Source organism: Hydrogenophaga sp. (genome assembly GCF_048549895.1).
Lineage (GTDB): Bacteria > Pseudomonadota > Gammaproteobacteria > Burkholderiales > Burkholderiaceae_C > Hydrogenophaga.
In genome coordinates this window covers 1-19667 of record NZ_JBLYYB010000064.1, presented here as the reverse complement: position 1 = coordinate 19667, position 19667 = coordinate 1, and the positions used below count along the sequence as shown (strand labels likewise).

13 protein-coding genes are annotated in these 19667 nt (G+C 66.8%); 3 read left to right on the top strand and 10 right to left on the bottom strand.

The annotated features are described in order from the left end of the window. Positions 1 to 137: 137 nt before the first annotated feature. Complete coding sequence (locus ACN4F8_RS06675) at positions 138 to 1031, bottom strand: transglutaminase-like domain-containing protein (RefSeq protein WP_419472825.1); 894 nt, start codon at positions 1029 to 1031, stop codon at positions 138 to 140. 166 nt (positions 1032 to 1197) lie between these two features. Here ACN4F8_RS06675 and ACN4F8_RS06670 point away from each other — a divergent pair, with 166 nt between their 5' ends. Both ACN4F8_RS06670 and ACN4F8_RS06665 read left to right on the top strand, forming a co-directional pair. Continuing rightward, positions 1198 to 3768, top strand: coding sequence for an ABC transporter permease (locus ACN4F8_RS06670; RefSeq protein ID WP_419472824.1), 2571 nt, complete (start codon positions 1198 to 1200; stop codon positions 3766 to 3768). A 116-nt stretch (positions 3769 to 3884) separates the two neighbouring features. Continuing rightward, positions 3885 to 4985 (top strand): lipocalin-like domain-containing protein, encoded by a 1101-nt coding sequence (locus ACN4F8_RS06665; RefSeq protein ID WP_419472826.1) that lies wholly within the window; start codon positions 3885 to 3887, stop codon positions 4983 to 4985. Between the two features lie 18 nt (positions 4986 to 5003). On the opposite strand, the gene ACN4F8_RS06660 is transcribed toward ACN4F8_RS06665, so the two are convergent. Together ACN4F8_RS06660 and ACN4F8_RS06655 are read right to left on the bottom strand one after the other, a co-directional pair. Continuing rightward, the gene (locus tag ACN4F8_RS06660; protein ID WP_419472823.1) at positions 5004 to 6059 is read right to left on the bottom strand and encodes a M48 family metallopeptidase; all 1056 of its coding nucleotides are present in this window, start codon (positions 6057 to 6059) and stop codon (positions 5004 to 5006) included. Next, entirely contained in the window at positions 6059 to 7249 is a 1191-nt protein-coding gene (locus tag ACN4F8_RS06655) for a YjgN family protein (protein ID WP_419472822.1), read from the bottom strand. Before ACN4F8_RS06655 ends, ACN4F8_RS06660 begins: the two co-directional genes overlap by 1 nt. Before the next feature lie 138 nt (positions 7250 to 7387). Between ACN4F8_RS06655 and ACN4F8_RS06650 the strand changes: the two genes are divergently transcribed. After that, positions 7388 to 9175 carry an ABC transporter transmembrane domain-containing protein gene (locus ACN4F8_RS06650; protein ID WP_419472821.1) on the top strand — a complete coding sequence of 596 codons (1788 nt, stop codon included), beginning with the start codon at positions 7388 to 7390 and terminating at the stop codon, positions 9173 to 9175. Here ACN4F8_RS06650 and ACN4F8_RS06645 read toward each other — a convergent pair whose 3' ends face one another. The 7 genes from ACN4F8_RS06645 to ACN4F8_RS06615 all read right to left on the bottom strand — a co-directional run. Beyond that, positions 9176 to 13792 (bottom strand): NAD-glutamate dehydrogenase, encoded by a 4617-nt coding sequence (locus ACN4F8_RS06645; RefSeq protein WP_419472820.1) that lies wholly within the window; start codon positions 13790 to 13792, stop codon positions 9176 to 9178. Between the two features lie 216 nt (positions 13793 to 14008). After that, entirely contained in the window at positions 14009 to 14482 is a 474-nt protein-coding gene (locus ACN4F8_RS06640) for a DUF1178 family protein (RefSeq protein WP_419472819.1), read from the bottom strand. Next, positions 14479 to 15084 (bottom strand): NUDIX domain-containing protein, encoded by a 606-nt coding sequence (locus ACN4F8_RS06635; protein ID WP_419472818.1) that lies wholly within the window; start codon positions 15082 to 15084, stop codon positions 14479 to 14481. Before ACN4F8_RS06635 ends, ACN4F8_RS06640 begins: the two co-directional genes overlap by 4 nt. A 4-nt stretch (positions 15085 to 15088) precedes the next feature. Next, the gene (locus ACN4F8_RS06630; protein WP_419472817.1) at positions 15089 to 15388 is read right to left on the bottom strand and encodes a DUF2818 family protein; all 300 of its coding nucleotides are present in this window, start codon (positions 15386 to 15388) and stop codon (positions 15089 to 15091) included. Between the two features lie 56 nt (positions 15389 to 15444). Then, positions 15445 to 16941 (bottom strand): NADH-quinone oxidoreductase subunit NuoN, encoded by a 1497-nt coding sequence (gene nuoN / locus ACN4F8_RS06625; protein ID WP_419472816.1) that lies wholly within the window; start codon positions 16939 to 16941, stop codon positions 15445 to 15447. A 34-nt stretch (positions 16942 to 16975) separates the two neighbouring features. Continuing rightward, positions 16976 to 18454, bottom strand: a complete 1479-nt coding sequence (locus ACN4F8_RS06620) for an NADH-quinone oxidoreductase subunit M (protein WP_419472815.1) — start codon at positions 18452 to 18454, stop codon at positions 16976 to 16978. 21 nt (positions 18455 to 18475) lie between these two features. Next, a partial coding sequence (locus ACN4F8_RS06615; RefSeq protein WP_419472814.1) for an NADH-quinone oxidoreductase subunit L occupies positions 18476 to 19667 on the bottom strand: 1192 nt, incomplete at its 5' end.

The following is a 19667-nucleotide window of genomic DNA, read 5'->3' as shown; positions in this document are numbered from 1 at the left end:
GACACGCCAGCGACGGGCGTGGGGCGTGGGGTGGCTTTGCGGTCGGCTTCGGTGACGATTTTGTTGCCCATGACTGGATCCTGAGAAAGTTGCGAGAGTGACGGAACCCGCTATTAGGCCACAAGGCTCCGTCCGGGTCAGGTGGCGTTGCCGGCGTTCCAGATGAAGGAAGCGTCGGTGGACAAGGCCTCGGGGCGGCGCACCGGCATGAGCCAGCCGTGTGCGGGGTTGGTCTGCGCCGAGATGTCGATGCGGGGTGCCTGGGCCGACACCGGGCCGAAGATGGTGGCGAACGACGCGTCGGCCGCGTCGCGCCCGGTGCCGATGCGCACGAAACCCATGGGGATGGCGGTGCCCGAGGGATCGAACAGGTACCAGCGATGGCCGAGATAGACCTCCACATAGGCGTGGAAATCGGTTGGGCCCAAGGCCGGGTCGGCACCGAAGTCGATCGCGGTGGTGAAGCGTGCGGGGATGTTGAGCGCACGGCAGAAGGTGATCATGAGGTGCGCGAAGTCGCGGCACACACCTTTGTGGGAGTTCAGGGTGTCCATGGCCGAGGTCATGGAGTTGCTGGTGTTCGACTCGAAGGTCACCTGGCTCTGCACCCACTTCTGGATCGCCTCCACGCGGCGGTAGCCCGGTGGCATCTGGCCAAACAACTGGTTGGCCATGGCGGTCACACAGTCGGACTGGCAGTAGCGGCTGGGGTAGATGTAGGCCAGCACCTCGGTGGGCAGCTGGTTGATGGGGGTTTCGAACACCGCATCGGGCTGGTCCACGTGGTGAACGATGTCCAGCGTGGCGCGGTAGCGCAGCTGCAGCGGGCCGGGCGTGGCGGTCAGGCGCAGGATGCGGCTGCGCGTGGCGGCGTCGGTGTACGAGACCAAAGGCACGGGCTGGCTGACCTGCAGCTCTTCCCACACCACGGCCTGCTGCGGTGAATGCGCGGCCTGCACATTGAAGATGAAATCGGCGCTGGGCTGGTTGACCTGGTATTGCAGGTCGATGGCGAGGTGGATGCGAACCATGGGGTCACCGTGAAGGGAGGAAAGAACCGGCTTGGTGGGCACGGAAGACGGTGATCTGGATGATCTCGATGAAATGGTACGCGCGCGCCACAGCATTGTCTGTTCGCCAAGGCACCTTGTCCCGTTGTTCCAGCCGGACAAAGGCTTGGGCGTAAGCTCAAACGCCATGCGCGCGCTGCTCTCCACCTTCTCCTTGCAAGAGTTGCGCCACCACCCGTGGCGCAACGCCTCGGCCGTGGTGGCAGTGATGCTGGGCGTGGCGCTGGCGTTTGCGGTGCACCTCATCAACGCCTCGGCGCTGGCCGAGTTCTCCAGCGCGGTGAGCTCGGTCAATGGCCAGCCCGACGTGGCGTTGCGCGCCCGCCAAGGCCTGCTGCCCGACACCCTGCTGGACCGCGTGGCCGCCCACCCCGGCGTGGCGCTGGCCAGCCCGGTGCTGGAGCTGCCCACGCAGGCGGTGCTGCCCGGCGGTGAACGCGTGGCGGTGAAGCTGCTGGGGGTGGATGCGCTGGTGGTCGCGGGACTGTCGCCCGCGCTGATGCCGGTGCCCGAGACCGCAGCCAACAACACCGCCGCTCGACGCTTTGACCTGTTCGCGCCCGATGCGGTGTTTCTCAACGCCGCTGCATCGCAAGCACTGGGTACCGGTTCCACGCTGCAACTGCAAAGCGGCCTGAGCCTGCGCACGGTGCGCGTGGCCGGCCGGGTCAGCGCTCCGGGTGCGCCGCTGCTGGTGATGGACGTGGCCGCCGCGCAAGACCTGATGGACCGCGTGGGCCAGCTCAGCCGCATCGACCTGCGCCTGGTGCCCGGCGCGCAGGCGGACGCGGTGCTGGCCTCGCTCGCCCTGCCTGCGCAGGTGATCGCGCAGCGGCCCGAGCAGTCGGGCGAACGCGTGAGCAACCTTTCTCGTGCTTACCGGGTCAACCTCACCGTGCTCGCGCTGGTGGCGCTGTTCACCGGTGCCTTTCTCGTGTTCTCGGTGCTGTCGCTCTCGGTGGCGCGGCGCCAGCCGCAGTTCGCGCTGCTCGGTGTGCTGGGCCTCTCGGGCAGCGAGCGCCTGCGCCTGGTGCTGGCTGAGTCGGCCCTGCTGGGTTTGCTCGGCAGCCTGCTGGGCATCGCGCTGGGCACGGCGCTGGCGGCACTCGCGCTCAAGCTGCTGGGCGGTGATCTCGGTGGCGGCTATTTCTCGGGCGTGGCACCGCCGCTGCAATGGAGCGCCTGGGCTGCGCTCGTGTACGGACTGCTCGGCGTGGCGGCCTCGGTGGTGGGCGGGTGGTGGCCGGCCCGCGCCACGGCACGCATGGCGCCAGCGCTGGCCTTGAAGGGCCTGGGCGCGCCCGCGCCAGCCGGCAAGCGTCGCCACACGCTGGCCCTGGCGCTGGTGGCACTCGCCGCGGCCCTGGCCTGGGCACCGCCCGTGGCCGGCATTCCACTCGCGGCTTACCTCTCGGTGGGCCTGCTGCTGGTGGGTGGCATCGCAGCACTCCCGCTGGCGGTGGGTTGGCTGCTGGACCGCATCGCGCCCCACATCACACGCCGTGCGCTCCCGGTGCTGGCGGTGGAGCGCGCGCGCCGCCTGCGCGAGACCGCTGCCGTGGCCACCAGCGGCGTGGTCGCCAGCCTAGCGTTGTCGGTGGCGCTCACGGTGATGGTGGCGAGCTTTCGCGACTCGGTCACGCAGTGGCTCGACGCGGTACTGCCCGCGCAGCTGTATGTGCGCAGCAGTGGCGGTGGCGGCCTGGACACCACCCACCTGCCCGCTGACTTCGTGGCGGCGGTGGCGCGTGTGCAAGGCGTGGAGCGCGTGGACACGCTGCGCGCCACGCCGGTGCAGATGGACCCGGTGCGCCCGGCCGTGGTGCTGCTCTCCCGGCCCTTGAACATGGTGTCGGGCTCGGCGCTGAGCCTGCCACTGGTGGGCAACCCGCTGCCCACCCCGGCTGCGGCCGAGGGCGAAAGCGTGATCGCCGTGTACGTGAGCGAGGCCATGGTCGACCTGTACGGCGCAGAGCCCGGTGGCTGGTTGCCGGAGCTCGCGCAGGCCTTTGCTGAACCGAACGTGCGCGGCGTTCGATTTTTTGTGGCGGGCGTGTGGCGCGACTACGCACGCCAGCACGGCAGCGTGGCCATGGACCGCACCGACTTCGTGCGCCTCACGGGCGACGCGCGTGTGAACGACATCGCGCTGCACCTGAAAGCGGGCACGGATGAAAACGCGGTGCGCGAGCGCATCCGCGCACTGGCCGCACAACAAGGCGCCGAGGGCTTGATCGAGTTCGCCTCGTCGGGCCAGATCCGCGCGGTCTCGCTGCGCATCTTTGACCGCAGCTTCGCCGTCACCGTGTGGCTGCAGGCGGTGGCCATCGGCATCGGCCTGTTTGGTGTGGCGGCGAGCTTCAGCGCGCAGGTGCTGGCGCGCAAACGCGAGTTCGGCCTGCTGGCGCACCTGGGCCTCACGCGGCAGCAGATCCTGGGCGTGGTCGCCCTCGAAGGCCTGGCCTGGACACTGCTCGGCGCGCTCGCCGGCCTCGCGCTGGGCCTGGCGGTGAGCCTGGTGCTGGTGCACGTGGTCAACCCGCAGAGCTTTCACTGGACGATGGACCTGGTGCTGCCCTGGGCGCGTCTGCTCGCGCTGTGCGCGGCCGTGGTGGTGGCCGGCACGCTCACCGCGTGGCTGGCCGGCCAGGCGGCCGCGAGCCGCGATGCGGTGCGGGCGGTGAAGGAGGACTGGTGAACACGAACAAAACGAAAGCTGACTTCCAGCTCGCACCCGAGCCAGCCTCCGTTCGGGCTGAGCCCACCCCCGTTCGGGCTGAGCCTGTCGAAGCCCTCACCAGCCGCCGCCGCCTCTTGATCGCATCGGCAGGCGCCCTCGCCTTTCCTGACCTCCACGCGCAAACCCCGCACCGCCCAGGCAACGCCCTCAAGCCACGGCCACTCGTTTTCCCCCGCGACCACGGCACCCACAACGACACCCGCACCGAGTGGTGGTACCTCACCGGCCACGCGCAAGACGACAAGGGCCGGGAGTTCGGTTTCCAGGTCACCTTCTTCCGCAGCCGCGTGGACGGCACCCACACCCTGCAAAGCCGGCTGGCCGCCAAACACCTGCTGTTCGCGCACGCCGCCATCACCGATGTGCAAAGCGGCAAGCTCCTGCACGACCAGCGCATGGCCCGCTGGAACGGCGCGCCACCCACGCAGGCCGAGCGCGGCGTCTTCGCCAGCGAAGCCGACACGCGCGTGGTGCTGCGAGACTGGCACATCGAACGCTCACCCGACGGTCGCTACGCCACACGCATCAGTGGCGACACGCTGAACATCGACCTCACCGCGCAGCCGCAACAGGCCTGGCTGCTGCAGGGTGACGAAGGCTTTTCGCGCAAGGGGCCCGATGCATCCCAGGCGAGCTTCTACGTGTCGCATCCCCAACTCGCGGTGCAGGGCATGCTCGGCTTCGGTCAACAGCGGTTTGCCGTGACAGGCACCGCCTGGCTCGACCACGAATGGAGCGAAGCGCTGCTGCACCCCGAGGCCGTGGGCTGGGACTGGATCGGCATGAACCTGTTCGACGGCCACAGCCTGACCGCGTTTCAGCTGCGCCGCGCGGACGGCAGCAAGGTCTGGGCGGGGGGCTCGTTTCGCGCCGCGGGCAGCGCGCAGAGCCCCACCGACATCTATCGCTTCCGCCCGGGCGAGGTCGACTTCAAACCGCAACGCCACTGGACCAGCCCGCTCACCCGCGCCAAGTACCCGGTGGAATGGCTGATCCGCACGCCCGCGGATTTCTACACCGTCAAAGCCGTGATCGACCCGCAAGAGCTCGACGGCCGCCAGGGCACCGGCACGGTGTACTGGGAAGGCCTCTCGGACCTGTATGAGAGCAACGGCCAGCGCGTGGGAAGGGGCTATCTGGAGATGACGGGGTACGCGCAGCGGCTGGTGTTGTAGTGGCTGCGTCTGTGCAACTCAGTCAGGTCGCCATTCTTTGAAAAAGCGGATGCGCTCGACGTGGTCGGGGTGGCTGGAGATGGCGATGGGCAAGGCGGTGCCCTCACCTTCTTCTTCGTCCTCACCCCCCTGCTGCTCCTGTTGCTGGATGCGCTCGAAAAACGCGACCATCACCGACGGTGAGGTACCGCTTTCGTGGAGCAGCCGCGCGGCGAAGGTGTCGGCTGCGCGCTCGGCATCGCGCGAATAGGCCTGTGTGGCCAGGGTGGCGGGCACGGTGGCCAGGAAGCCGCTGGTGTCGCCCAGCACCACACCCACCAGCGCACTGATCAGGCTGGCGCGCACCATCAGGTCCAGCCCGTGGCGGTGGTGCACATGACCAAGCTCGTGTGCCAGCACACCCACCACGGCATCGGGCTGGTCGGCCAGGAGTTTCACCAGGTCGTCGGTGATCACGATGTAGCCGCCGGGCAAGGCAAATGCGTTGGCGCCCAGGGCCTTGGACTGGTGAAACGAGAGCTGCCAGGGTGGTGCGTCGCCCTGCGGGTGGGCGCGCTCCACGGCGGATGTGAACCGCTCGCGCAAGGCTTGCTGTTGCTGCGCGGGCAGTGCACTGGGCTGCAGGAACAGGCGGTCCAGCTGTTGCAGGCCTTGTTCACCCAAGCGCGCCTCCAGCGAGCGCGGCACCTGCTGCGCCAGCGTCTGGCTCAGCCACGGCACACCCCAGGTCCACGCCGCACCAAGAAACACCACGCTGGCCCCCATGGCCACCAGCGTGGCGCGCCAGCTCTGCATCCAGCCCACCACGGCGCCCTCGCGCTGGCCGCTGGCCTGCCGCCAGGCGTCCCACTCGCCCGCATCGGCGTGCTGGATGAGGCTGCCGTCAGGCAGCTCGCTCTGGCGCTGGCCGTGCGAGCGGCGCTCGGCCCATCGCACCTGGCGCACCGGGTAACGGCGCTCGCTGCCGTTCACCGTGAGCACGAGAACGCTTCCTTCGATGCAAAGCTCGCAGGCCTGCGCGCGCGGGCTCTGGCCGTCGAACCAGGTGCTGGACAGGCGCGGCGCGGTGTTCATCACAGGCCCATGTCGATACCGAAGAAGTCGCCCGCGGCGTCCCCCAGGATGCCTTTGTCGCCACCCTGGGCCTTGGCAAGCCAGGCGTTCACGTCGCCCTGCACCGAGACGCCCATGGCCTCCAGCCGCATGCGCGCGGTGTGCACCTTGGCAAACGGCCAGTACAGACCCAGCGTGAGTGCGATGAACAGCCAGTTCTTGGCGGTCAATGCCACCAGGGGAGCAAACTGCAGTTGGCTGTCGAAGCGGATGCGGCGGCTGCGCGTGTTGGCCCACAGCAGGTTTTGCAGACGCGACGTGGTGTAAGGCACGAGCAACAGCGGGAACACCAAGTAGGCCAGAGCCAGCAGAAAAGGCAACATGATCACGGCGGCACCCGAGAACCCGCCCGCCGCCGCCGCGACGATGGCACCCAGGCCGGCGAGCAAGGCGGTGCACAGAAAAGACACACCCATGGCGCGAAACGAAAACCCGTAGAAGGCACCCAGGCCGGCATCCAGCCGCGTGCGTTCCTGCGCAAACGCGTAGCCGCCGTGCTGGTAACGTTTGATGCGCGCCAGCAGCCAGGGCGACAGGGCGGTCATGGCCAGCACGACCACGCCGGTGACGGCGGCAAACACCGCACCGGCCGCGCCCGCCTCCGCGCCCTGCATGGCCGAGGCGACCACACCAAAGACCATGCCGATCAGCACCACCGGAATGAAGAACGGCAGCATGCACAGGTAGGCGCCCTTGAGGTCGCCCTCGAAAGACATGCGCACGCCGCGCCAACTGGTGTTGCGCAAGCGGAACTGCAGCGACGCGCGCCACAGCGCGGGCCACAGCACCGCGAGCAGGAGCAAAGGCACCCACGCCAAAGCCGGTGCAAGGTTCGACACCGCCCAGTACGACACACCGAACATCACCATGAGCAGGTAACCACGGAACATCTTCCACGGGTCACCGTGAAAGCCCAGCGGGTCGCGACCCACCAGTGTGTTGTTCTGAAAGTAAGCCAGGCGGCGCGCGCGGGCGAACGGCCAATACAGCGTGAAGGTGATCAGGGTCAGCAGCAAATTGACGATCCAGATGCGGAAGTACTCGCTGCCCGAACCGGTGAAGCGGATGTCGAGCGTCTGGGCTCTATCGGCGGTGGGCGCTCGGCCGTCGGACAAGAACTCCGTTGCCTCGAATTCGCTGTGCTGTGTCATTCCTGTCCCTCCTGATGGTTGAAAAAGTGGCGCGATCCTAGCATCAAACACTCATACCAATGACCTACAAAATACCGCTGCGCGCGGTGCTCGGCAGCCACGAAACGGGGGCACACAAAACCCGGCACACTCCCCTGCATGAGTTCCCCCTCCCCCTCCGACCGCCCCAAAGCCACCACCCCCACCTCGCTCAGCGGCCTGCTGCCGTTTCTGCGGCCCTACCGCCTGCAGATCGGTCTGGCGATCCTGTTTCTGGTGCTCGCCGCCGCGGCCACGCTGGCATTTCCGCTGGCCCTGCGTTTCCTCATCGACAGTGGCCTGGCCCCGGCCGGTCGCGGCGAGCAGGCACTCGCCTTGCGTGGCCACTTCGCAGCCCTGTTCGGCGTGGCGGTGGCGCTCGGTTTTTTCTCGGCCATGCGCTTTTATCTGGTGAGCTGGCTCGGTGAGCGCGTCACCGCCGATCTGCGCAACGCGGTCTACAGCCATGTGTTGCGCCAGAGCCCGCAGTTCTTCGAGACCACACAAACCGGCGAAGTGCTCTCGCGCTTGACCACCGACACCACGCTGGTACAGACCGTGGTGGGCTCGTCGCTTTCCATGGGCCTGCGCAACGCCGTCATGGGCATTGGTGCGCTGGTGATGCTGGTGTGGACCAACCCCTATGTGATGCTGCAGGTGCTGCTGATCATCGTGCTGGTGGTGCTGCCGAGCATGTGGTTTGGCCGGCGCGTGCGCAAGCTCTCGCGCGCCAGCCAGGACCGGGTGGCCGACTCCAGTGCCATCGCGGCCGAGGTGCTCAACGCGATTCCGGTGGTGCAGAGCTACACAGCCGAAGACCGCGAGGCGGCGCGCTTCAACGCGTCCACCCAGTTCGCGTTCGACACCGCGATCAAGCGCACGCGAGCACGCTCGGTGCTGGTGGCCTTCATCATCATCACCACCGCCGGCCTGCTGCTGTGGGGCCTGTACCAGGGCACACAGGCGGTGCTGGCCGGCACCATCACGCCCGGCCACCTCGGGCAGACGGTGCTGTACATCATCATCCTGGCCGGTGCGGTGGCGGTGCTCGGCGAGGTGTATGGCGACCTGCTGCGTGCTGCCGGCGCGAGCGAGCGATTGATGGAGCTGCTGGCCAGCGCCTCGCCGGTGCAGACGCCCGCGCTACCACTCAAGGCCGCAGCCCCGCAAGGCGGGAGCACGCTGGTGTTCGACGACATCACGTTTCACTACCCATCGCGCCCGGCGCAGGCCGCGCTCACGGGCTTCAGCCTCGCGGTGCAACCCGGGCAGACGGTGGCGCTGGTGGGGCCCAGCGGCGCGGGCAAGACGACCGTGTTCGGTCTGCTGCTGCGCTACTACGACCCAGCCCTGGGCACCATCCGGCTGGACGGTGTGCCCATTCACCAGATGAGCCTGCACGAGCTGCGCAACCGCGTGGGCATCGTGCCGCAAGACCCGGTGATCTTCTCCAGCAGCGCGATGGAAAACATCCGCTACGGCAAGCCCGGCGCGAGCGATGACGAAGTGCGCGCCGCCGCCGCCGCGGCCTTTGCCGACGAGTTCATCGACCAGCTGCCCGAGGGCTACAACACCTTTCTGGGCGAGCGCGGTGTGCGGCTCTCGGGCGGGCAGCGCCAGCGCATCGCCATTGCGCGCGCCATGCTCAAGAACCCGCCGCTGCTGCTGCTGGACGAGGCCACCAGCGCGCTGGATGCGCAGAGCGAGCGCATGGTGCAGGCCGCGCTGGAATCGGCCATGAAGGACCGCACCACGCTCGTGATCGCGCACCGCCTGGCCACGGTGCAGCAGGCCGACCTGATCGTGGTGCTGGACCACGGCCGGCTGGTGGAGCAAGGCACGCACACCGAACTGGTGGCGCAGGGCGGCGTGTACGCCGGCCTGGCCGCCTTGCAGTTCCAGGTCTGACTACCCCAACTGGCGCAGTTCGCGCAGCGCAACCGAAACAGGCGCCAGATCCGGCGCAAGATTGGCAATGCTCTCGTGCATCGCGTTGATGCGCGCAATGGCCTTGGCATGTTGTTCCTGCCAGGCGGCCAGTGTTTGCTGGCTGCTCAGCAACGAGAGCACCAGTTGACCCGCGATGGAATACACGTCGTCGCGCGCGCTGGCGCGGGCCTGGGATTGCCACAGCGAATCGGTCGGCAGCTGGCCGATACGAGCACGCCAGTGGTCCAGGCCCAGCGTGTTCTCGATCGCGAAGTAGGTGCGCGCCGCCTGCTCCAGCGTGCTGCCGGCCTTGGCCGCCACATCCACCAGATCGAGCACCGGGTACAGGTGGTCCAGCACGGTCAAGTCATCGGCGAGCTGGGCGTCCACACCGGCCTGCACCAGGCGGGCGCTGGCCGCCTTCCATGAGGCCAGCGCGGTCGCGGGCAGCCACTGCTCGACGTGCTCACGCAGGGTGCGTGCCGCAGGGCGGTACTTGGCGATCAAGGTGGGCAAGTCGCCCTGGCCGCGGTGGCGCAGCATCCAGCGGCTGGCGCGCTGCGCGATGGTGGCCAGCTGCGTGAGCAGGCTCAGCTGCAGCTCGGTGGTGACCTTGTTGTCCAGCGCGTCGATCTGGTCCCAGATCGCTTCCAGCGCAAACACCTCGCGCGCCAGCGTGTAGGCACTGACCACCTCGGCCGCGGTGCACGACGCCTCGTTGGCCAGGTAGTTGACGAAGGTGGCGCCGACGCGGTTGACCACGGTGTTGGTCATGAAGGTGGCGATGATCTCGCGCTTGAGCGGGTGCCGCGCGATGAAGTCCGCATGGCGCTCGCCCAGCACCGTGGGGAAATACATCGTGAGCACACGGGCGTAGAACGGGTCGTCGGGCAGGCTGCTGGCGCACAGTTCGTCGAACAGGTTCATCTTGGCGTAGGCCATGAGCACGGCGTTCTCAGGGCGGGTGAGTCCCTTGCCTTCGCGCTTGCGTTTGGCCAATTCTTCGTCGTTGGGCAGGAATTCGATGGCGCGCTTGAGCAGGCCGATTTGTTCCAGCCAGCGCATCAGGTTCTGCTGCCCGTCGAGCAGGTACACGGGCCGGGTCGCGGCCAGTTCGATCTGCTGCGTCTGGTAGTAGTTGTCCTGCAGCACGAGCAGGCCCACCTCGTCGGTCATGCTTGCCAGCAGGTCGTTGCGGCTCTCCAGCGTGAGGCCGCCGGCTTCCTGCACAGCGCCCAGCAGGATCTTGATGTTGACCTCGTGGTCGGAGCAGTCCACACCGGCGGAGTTGTCGATGGCGTCGGTGTAGATCAGGCCGCCGGCCTGGGCGAACTCGATGCGGCCGTTCTGCGTGCAGCCGAGGTTGCCACCTTCGCCGAACACCTTGCAGCGCAGCTCGTTGCCGTTGACGCGGAAGGCGTCGCCCGCCTTGTCGCCCACCTGGGCGTGGCTCTCGTAACTGGCCTTCACATAGGTGCCGATGCCACCGTTGTAGAGCAGGTCCACCGGTGCCTTGAGGATGGCGTTGAGCAGCTCGTTGGGCGCCATGGCCGTGGCCTCGGTGCCGATGATGGCACGCGCCTGCGGGCTCAAGGGAATCGACTTGGCGCTGCGCGGAAACACGCCGCCACCTTCGCTGATCAGGCCCTTGTCGTAGTCGTCCCAGCTCGATCGTGGCAGCTTGAACAGGCGCTCGCGTTCCGCGTAGCTGGCCACCACATCCGGGCTCGGGTCGATGAAGATGTGGCGGTGGTCGAAGGCCAGCACGAGCTTGATTTGCGTGGACAACAACATGCCGTTGCCGAACACGTCGCCCGACATGTCGCCGATGCCGGCCACGGTGAAGGGCTGGGTTTGCGTGTCCACGCCCAGGCCGCGGAAATGGCGCTTGACCGATTCCCAGGCGCCGCGCGCGGTGATGCCCATTTTCTTGTGGTCGTAGCCCACCGAACCACCGGAGGCAAACGCATCACCCAGCCAGAAGCCGTAGGCCGCACTCACGCCGTTGGCGATGTCGCTGAAGGTGGCCGTGCCTTTGTCGGCAGCCACCACCAGATACGGGTCGTCCTCGTCGTGACGCACCACGTCAACGGGTGGGACCACCGCGCCCTGGACCAGGTTGTCGGTGACATCGAGCAGGCCCGAGAGAAAAGTCTTGTAGCAGGCCACACCTTCGGCCAGGAAAGCCTCGCGCTCGCTCGCGAGCGGGGCCTTCTTGAGCACAAAGCCACCCTTGGAGCCCACCGGCACGATCACCGTGTTCTTCACCATCTGCGCCTTCACCAGGCCCAGGATCTCGGTGCGGAAATCCTCGCGCCGGTCGGACCATCGCAGACCGCCGCGCGCGACTTTGCCACCGCGCAGATGAATACCTTCAACGCGCGGTGAGTACACCCAGATCTCGAACAGGGGCTTGGGTTCGGGCACGTTGGGGATGTCGCGCGGGCTGAGCTTGAAGCTCATGCAGTCTTTGCCGCGCTGGTAGGCGTTGGTGCGCAGCGTGGCCTGCAGGGTGCTGAGGAACTGGCGCAGCACGCGGTCTTCTTCCAGGCTGGCCACATCGGCCAGTTGGGCTTCCAGCGCCTGCACCTTGGCGGTGATGCGCTCGGCGCGCTGGTCGGCCTTCGCCGGGTCGAAGCGGATGGCGAACAGCTCGGCCAGGCCCTGCGCAATGGCGGGGTTCTTGTTGAGCGTGTCTTCGATGTAGCTCTGGCTGAACGCGAAACCGAGCTGCTTGAAGTAACGCACGTAGGCGCGCAACACCGAAATGGCGCGGGCATCGAGCTCGGTGGAGAGCACCAGGCGGTTGAGCGCGTCGCTCTCCACCTCCTGGCGCCAGACCGCCTGGAACAGTTCTTCAAAGCGGAACTTGAGGCGATCCACGTCCAGCGGCTGGGCGAACTGCAGGCCCCAGTCGTGGATCCAGTAGCCGGGTGCGGCCAGGTGGTAGGGGTGCTCGTCGAGCACACGCGCGCCCATCGACTCCATCACCGGCATGGCGTCGGACAGTGTGATCTTCTGCGTGGCGTAGGTCTTGAAGCGAACCTGCCCCTGGCGCTGGTAGAGCTTGAGCGCGAGCGGCTGCTGTTCGCTCAGGCCGCTGAGCACGGCCGCGTCGCTGGCGGCGGTGTCGGCGTCGAAGTGCTCGCGGTAGGCCGTGGGAAAGGCGGCCACCAGGGCTTCCAGGCCACTGGCGCTGCGGCCGGTCTGGCCCAGCAGCACGGCGTTCACACCGTCGACCCAGCGCTTGCAGGCCTCGGCCACCCGGGCTTCGAGCGCGGCCAGGTCCACCTGCGCGGGCAGCTTGTCCTTGGCGCGCACGATGTAGTGGATGCGCGCGAGCGCGCTGTCGGTGAGCATGGGCGTGAACTCGATCGACGCGGCGTCGAAGGCCTCGGTGAACAGCGCACCGAGCTTCACGCGCAGCTCGGTGGTGTACACGTCACGCGGCACGTACACCAGCAGCGATGCCAGGCGGCCGAAGGCACCACGGCGCATGAACAGGCGCACGCGCTGGCGCTCCTGCAGGCGCAGGATGCCCATGGCGTGCTGCTCCAGCGTGGCGGCGTCGATCTGCAGCATTTCGTCGCGCGGGTAGGTCTCCAGGATCGCCTGCAGTGCCTTGTGGGCGTGGCTGCCCTTCACCACGCCGGCGCTGGCCATCACCCGCGCCACATGCTGACGCACCACCGGGATCTGCTCCACCGAGGCGGCATAGGCCGCCGAGGTGTACAGCCCGAGGAAACGGCTTTCGCCGACCAGCTTGCCGCTGGCGTCCAGGCGTTTGACACTGATGGCGTCGAGCCAGGCCGGGCGATGCACGGTGGATCGGCTCATGGCCTTGGTGGACAGCACCAGGCCGGGGTCGGACACGAACTGTTGCGCGGGCTGGGCCGGCAGCACCTGGGTGCCAGGGGCCTTGAGCAAGCCCAGCGCGGTGCCCGGCACCGGCACCAGCACCTTGCCTCTGAGTTCGTAGTCTTCGGCCGCCAGAAAGGTGAAGTGGCCCTGCTCAAGCCAGGTCAGGAAGGCCTTGGCTTCGTCGGCCACAGCGGCGTCCAGCGCGGTGAAGCTGGCGTTGAGCACCTGCACGCGCGAGAGCATGGCGCGCCAGTCCTGCACGGCCAGGCGCACGTCCTGCAAGGTGTCTTCAATGGACTTGCGCAGCGCCAGCGCGTCGGGGTCGGAGGCGAGCCGGTCGCACTCGACCAGGATGCACGAGACCACCTGGCCCTCACCCTCGCCGGTTTGTGCGGCGTCGGCGATCTGCGCCACATGGCCGGCCGCGTCGCGCGTGACGCGCAGCAGCGGGTGCACGATCCAGTGCAGGGTGCGCCCGCTGCGGTTGACCGCCATGCTCACCGAATCCACCAGAAAAGGCATGTCGGGATGCACGATCTGCAGCACGTGGGTGCCGCTCTCCCCGGCCACGTCCCGCGGCAGGTCCAGCACCTGCACGCGCACCTCGCCCGCCGCCGAGGCGCCCAGCAGGGCTTGGTGCGCAGCGGCCATGGTCTGGAGCAAGGCGGGGTCGCGGCTGCGCATTTCTTCGGGGTCGGCGGCGGCGAAATACAGGTCCTGGAAACTCGGGTTCATGGTCGGCATCCGGTCAGATGGTGGTGGGCAGGGGAGCAAGGTGTGCGGGATTCTAGGAGCGCCCCAGCGCTCAAAACCGCCCCAGAAAAGGATTGCATGGACCCATGCCATGCCTTCATGCGCCAAACGCATGATGCGCCTGCGCCCGTGAATTCGCCATGAAAAAACCCCGCAGGGCGGGGTCGGATCGGGGTGGGGCGAACGGATGCGAACGCGCTACTGCAGGGTTTCCTTGACGGCCGGCAGCATGGGCAGCGCGATCACCTCGATGCCCTCTTCCAGCATCGCCAGCGCTTCCTGCGGGCTGGCCTGCCCCCGGATGTTGCGGTGCTCGGTTTCGCCACTGTGCATGGCGCGCGCCTCGTCGGCAAATCGTTCGCCCACGTCTTCGGTGTTCGCCACCACGTCGCGCAGCGCCCTGAGCATGCGGGCCTGCAGGGCGGCGAGTTCGGGGCTCGTGGCGTGGTTGCTCATCGCCACGGCAGCGCTGGTTGGCGTGGGCGACGCGGGCTCGTCGCGCCCGGAACGCAGGTTCAGCCGCGGCGCCGACAGCTTCTTGTGGATGTGCGCATCGCCGCACAACGGGCACGTGACCAAACCTCGGCCCAGCTGGTTCACGAAGTCATCTTCGGAGCCGAACCAGCCTTCAAAGTCGTGCTGGTGGGCGCATTGCAGGTTGAGGACCTTCATGGGATGGATTGTCCCGCCAAAGGCAGGGCCGTGGCATCTTTCCAGGCCAGCGGCCATTCGCCGCTCTGCACGTTCTGCAGCCACATCGACCCGATGAGAGTCTTGCTGTCGATCACCTCACCGCTGAAACACCACGCCCGCAGCTCGGCGGGGGTGGCGGTGAACACATCGAGGAATTCACCGTCGTCGAGCTGGCGCTCACCGAGCGTGAGGCCGCGCGCAAACCAGATGTCGATGGTTTCGTCGGAATACGCCACGGTGGGCGCCAGGCGGCCGGCAAAGGCCCATTCGCACGCGCTGTAGCCGGTTTCCTCCAACAGTTCGCGCTGCGCGCAGACGAGGCTGTCTTCGCCTTCGTCGAGCTTGCCGGCGGGGAATTCGATCATCACCGCCTGCATGGGGTGGCGAAACTGGCGCTCCAGCACCACGCGGCCATCGTCGAGCAGGCCGATCACCATGACCGCGCCCGGGTGCAAGACGTACTCGCGCGTGGCCTCGGCGCCGTCGGGCAAACGCACCGTGTCGCGCACCACGTGCAGGAAGTTGCCGCGCAACAGCTCGGTGCGCGACAGCGGCATTTCGGTCAGGTGAGCATCACCCATCTCGTCACCGGTGGCGGTAGAGGTAGCGGTACACGAAACCGGGGAACGCCAGCGTGATGAAGAGTGCGCCGGTGGTGGCGTAGAACTCCCAACCTTGTGGTGCGATCTGCCCGGCGCTCTGCTCCAGCGCGAGGCCGAGAGCTCCGACGATGAAGTACAGCAGCAGCATCTCGCCGAGCCGCATCCAGAGCGTCTTGGGCAGGCTGCGCGGAATCACGGCGAGCCAGCGTTCGTTGATGAAGGGCAGATTGGCGGCCACCAGCGCGGCGACCAACACCAGCCAGACGGAAAAACTGTGGTTCATGGTGGGGATGTGAGCCGGCCCCACCGGCGAAGTTCACCGGAACAGGGCCGCTTGCCTCAGGCGAGCAGCGCCGCCACGGCCTGGGCGCACAAGGCCATGAGACCACCGGGCAGGATGCCCAGCAACAGCACCAGCGCGCCGTTGACCGACAGCACCGAGCGAGCGTCAAGACCCGCTTCGATCTCGGCGGTCTGCGTGGACGCGTCGAAGTACATGACCTTGACCAGGCGCAGGTAGTAGAAGGCACCGATCAGCGACATGATCACCGCGAACACCGCCAGACCCACGTAAAACGCGGTGCCGGACGCCAGCAGCGCCTGCAGCACCGAGAGCTTGGCGTAGAAGCCCACCAGCGGCGGCACACCGGCCAGCGAGAACATGCAGATCGCCATGACGCCGGCGTACAGCGGGCTGCGCTGGTTCAGACCAGCCAGGTCGCTGATGTTTTCCGACTCGAAACCGCTGCGCGAGAGCAGCAGGATCACGCCGAAGGTGCCCAGCGTGGTCAGCACATAGGTGATCACATAGAACATGGACGAGCCGTAGGCGTTGGCCATGTTGCCGGTGTCACCTTCCACCACGCCGGCCAGCAGGCCGAGCAGCATGAAGCCCATCTGCGCGATGGTGGAAAACGCCAGCATGCGCTTGAGGTTGGTCTGCGCAATGGCGGCAAAGTTGCCGATCAGCAGCGACATCACCGCCAGCACCGCGAGCATCTGCTGCCAGTCAAACGCGAGCGGCTGCAGGCCTTCGACCAGCAAACGGATCACGATGGCAAAGGCCGCCAGCTTGGGCGCGCCGCCGATCATGAGCGTGATGGCGGTGGGCGCGCCGTGGTACACGTCGGGTACCCACATGTGGAAGGGCACCACACCGAGTTTGAACGCCAGGCCGGCCACCACAAACACCAGGCCGAGTGTGAGCACCTGGGCCGAGCCCTTGAGGGTGGCTTCGCCGCCGGCGATGGATGCCATCACCTCGGCGAGGTCGAGCGAGCCGGTGGCGCCGTACACCATGGACAGGCCGTAGAGCAGGAAACCGCTGGCCAGCGCACCGAGCACAAAGTACTTCATGGCCGCCTCGGTGGCCTGCACGTCGTCGCGGCGCAGTGCCACCAGCGCGTAGCTGGAGAGCGTGAGCAACTCCAGGCCGAGGTAGATCACCAGGAAGTTGTGGCCCGAGATCATGACGAACATGCCCAGCAGCGCGAACATGGCCAGTGTGAACATCTCGCCGCCGCGCAGCATGTCGCGCTGTCCGGCGTAGCCGCGGCCGTAGACCAGCGTGACCATCATGGCGATGGTGGCAAAACACTTGAGCCAGTTGCCCATGGGGTCGCTGACGATCATGCCGCCGAAGCCTAGGGAGGTGGTGCCCGACGCGGCCGCCATGGCCAGCAGGACGGCCACCGCGCCCAGCGACAGCAGCGTGAGCGCGTAGGTGGCGCCGCGCAGGGGCGACTTCACGGTCAGATCGGCCAGCGCGATCACGCAGGCCATCGTCAGCAGGAGGATTTCAGGGTAGGCCGCGACCCAGCTGAGCTTGTCAATCATTGTTCGTTCTCTTGTGTCGTGTGGCGGGCCCGGCTCACTGGGGCAGCTTGGAAATGGCCACGTGGCGCAGCAGATCGGCCACGGAGGCGTCCATCACGTCGGTGAAAGGCTTGGGGTACACGCCCATGAAAAGCACCGCCACCGCCAGCACCGCCATCACGAGAAATTCGCGCGCGTTGAGGTCGACCAGTTCCTTCACGTTGTCGTTGCCCACGGCGCCCAGGTAAACGCGCTTGTACATCCACAGCGAGTAGGCAGCACCGAAGATCAATGCGGACGCGGCGAGCAGGCCGATCCAGAAGTTGGCCTTCACCGCGGCCAGGATCACCATCCACTCACCCACAAATCCGGCGGTGCCTGGCAGGCCGCAGTTGGCCATGGTGAAGAGCAGCGCAAACGCAGCGAACTTGGGCATGGTGCTGACCACACCGCCGTAGTCGGCGATTTCGCGCGAGTGCACGCGGTCGTACAACACGCCGATGCCCAGGAACATGGCGGCCGACACAAAGCCGTGCGCAATCATCTGCACGATGCCGCCCGACACGCCGAGGTCGCTGAAGACGAAGAAGCCCAGCGTGACAAAACCCATGTGGGCGACCGACGAATAGGCCACGAGTTTTTTCATGTCCTGCTGGACCATGGCCACCAGGCCGACGTAAATCACGGCGATCAGCGAGAGCCCGATCATGAGCCAGGCCCATTCGTGCGAAGCGTCGGGCAGGATGGGCAGCGAGAAGCGCAGGAAGCCGTAGGCACCGAGCTTGAGCATGATGGCCGCCAGCACGGCCGAGCCGCCGGTGGGGGCCTCGACGTGCACATCGGGCAGCCAGGTGTGCACCGGCCACATCGGCACCTTCACTGCAAAGGCCGCGAAGAAGGCAAAGAACAACAGGGTCTGCGCGGTGCCGCTCAGCGGAAGCTGGTACCAGTCGGCCAGCGCGAAACTGCCGCCCGAGACGGTGTACAGGTAGATCAGCGCCACCAGCATCAAAAGCGACCCGAGCAGCGTGTACAGGAAAAACTTGAAGGCCGCGTAGATCTTGTTCGGGCCGCCCCAGATGCCGATGATCAGGTACATCGGGATCAGCGTGGCCTCGAAGAACACGTAGAACAGCATCGCGTCCTGCGCGCTGAACACGCCAATCATCAGGCCCGAGAGGATCAGGAACGCACCCATGTACTGGTTCACGCGCGTGGTGATCGACTCCCAACTGGCGATGATGACCACCACGTTGATGAACGCGGTGAGCAGGATCAGCCACAACGAGATGCCGTCCACACCCAGGTGGTAGTGGATGTTGAAGTTCTGAATCCAGGGGGCTTTTTCAACGAACTGCAGCGCGGCGGTGCCGAGCTTGAAACCGGTGTACAGCGGCACCGTGACCGCCAGGCCCACCACCGCACCCACCAGCGCGATCCAGCGCACCATGGGTGCCTGGTCGTCACGGCCCAGGGCCAGCAGCACGACGCCAAAAGCAATGGGCGTCCAGATGGCAAGGCTCAGCAAACCCATGATGTTCTTCTTCCTCTTGTTTTATTTGGCGAGCCAGACGAAGTACGTCATGAACAGCAGCACACCCACGATCATCATCAGCGCGTAGTGGTACAGGTAGCCGGTCTGCGCGCGGCGCACCACGCCGGAGACCAGACCCACCAGCCTCCAGCTGGCATTGACCACACCGCCTTCGATCACGCCCCGATCGCCACCCTTCCACAGACCGATGCCCAGACCGCGCGCGCCTTTGGCCAGCACGTTCTCGTTGAACCAGTCCATGTAGTACTTGTTCTCCAGCACCACGACCAGCGGGCGCAGCGCGCGGCCGATGGCGGCGGGCACGGCCGGGTTGATGAGGTACATGTACCAGGCGCTCACGGCGCCGGCCAGGGCCAGGTACAGCGGCGGGGTGGACAAGGCGTGTGTGGCCATGGACAGCGGGCCATGGAAGATCTCGGCGAAGCGCGCCATGGCCGGGTGGGCCGCGGCGTTGATGGTGATCGCATCTTTGAGGAAGTCACCGAACAGCATGGGCTGGATGGTCATGAAGCCGATGACCACCGAGGGGATGGCCAGCAGCACCAGCGGCACCGTCACCACCCAGGGAGACTCGTGTGGCTTGTGGTCATGGCCGTGGTCATCGTGGTGCCCATGGTCGTCGTGGTGCGCATCCGGGTTCTGGTCGTAACGCTCTTTGCCGTGGAACACCAGAAAGTACAGGCGGAACGAATAGAACGAGGTCACGAACACACCGGCGAGCACCGCGAAGTAAGCAAAGCCCGAGGCCGGCAGGTTGCTGAAGTGCACCGCCTCGATGATGGAATCTTTCGAATAGAAACCCGAGAACAGCGGCGTGCCGATGAGGGCCAACGTGCCGAGCAACGAGGTGATCCAGGTGATGGGCATGTACTTGCGCACGGCGCCCATCCAGCGGATGTCCTGGTTGTGGTGCAGACCCATGATCACCGAGCCAGCGGCCAGGAACAGCAGCGCCTTGAAGAAGGCGTGGGTCATGAGGTGGAACACCGCCACCGAGTAGGCCGACGCGCCGAGCGCCACCGTCATGTAGCCCAGTTGCGAGAGCGTGGAGTAAGCCACGATGCGCTTGATGTCGTTCTGGATGATGCCCAGGAAGCCCATGAACAACGCGGTGATGGCGCCGATCACCATGATGAAGTTGAGCGCCGTGTCGGACAGCTCGAACAGCGGTGACATGCGCGCCACCATGAAG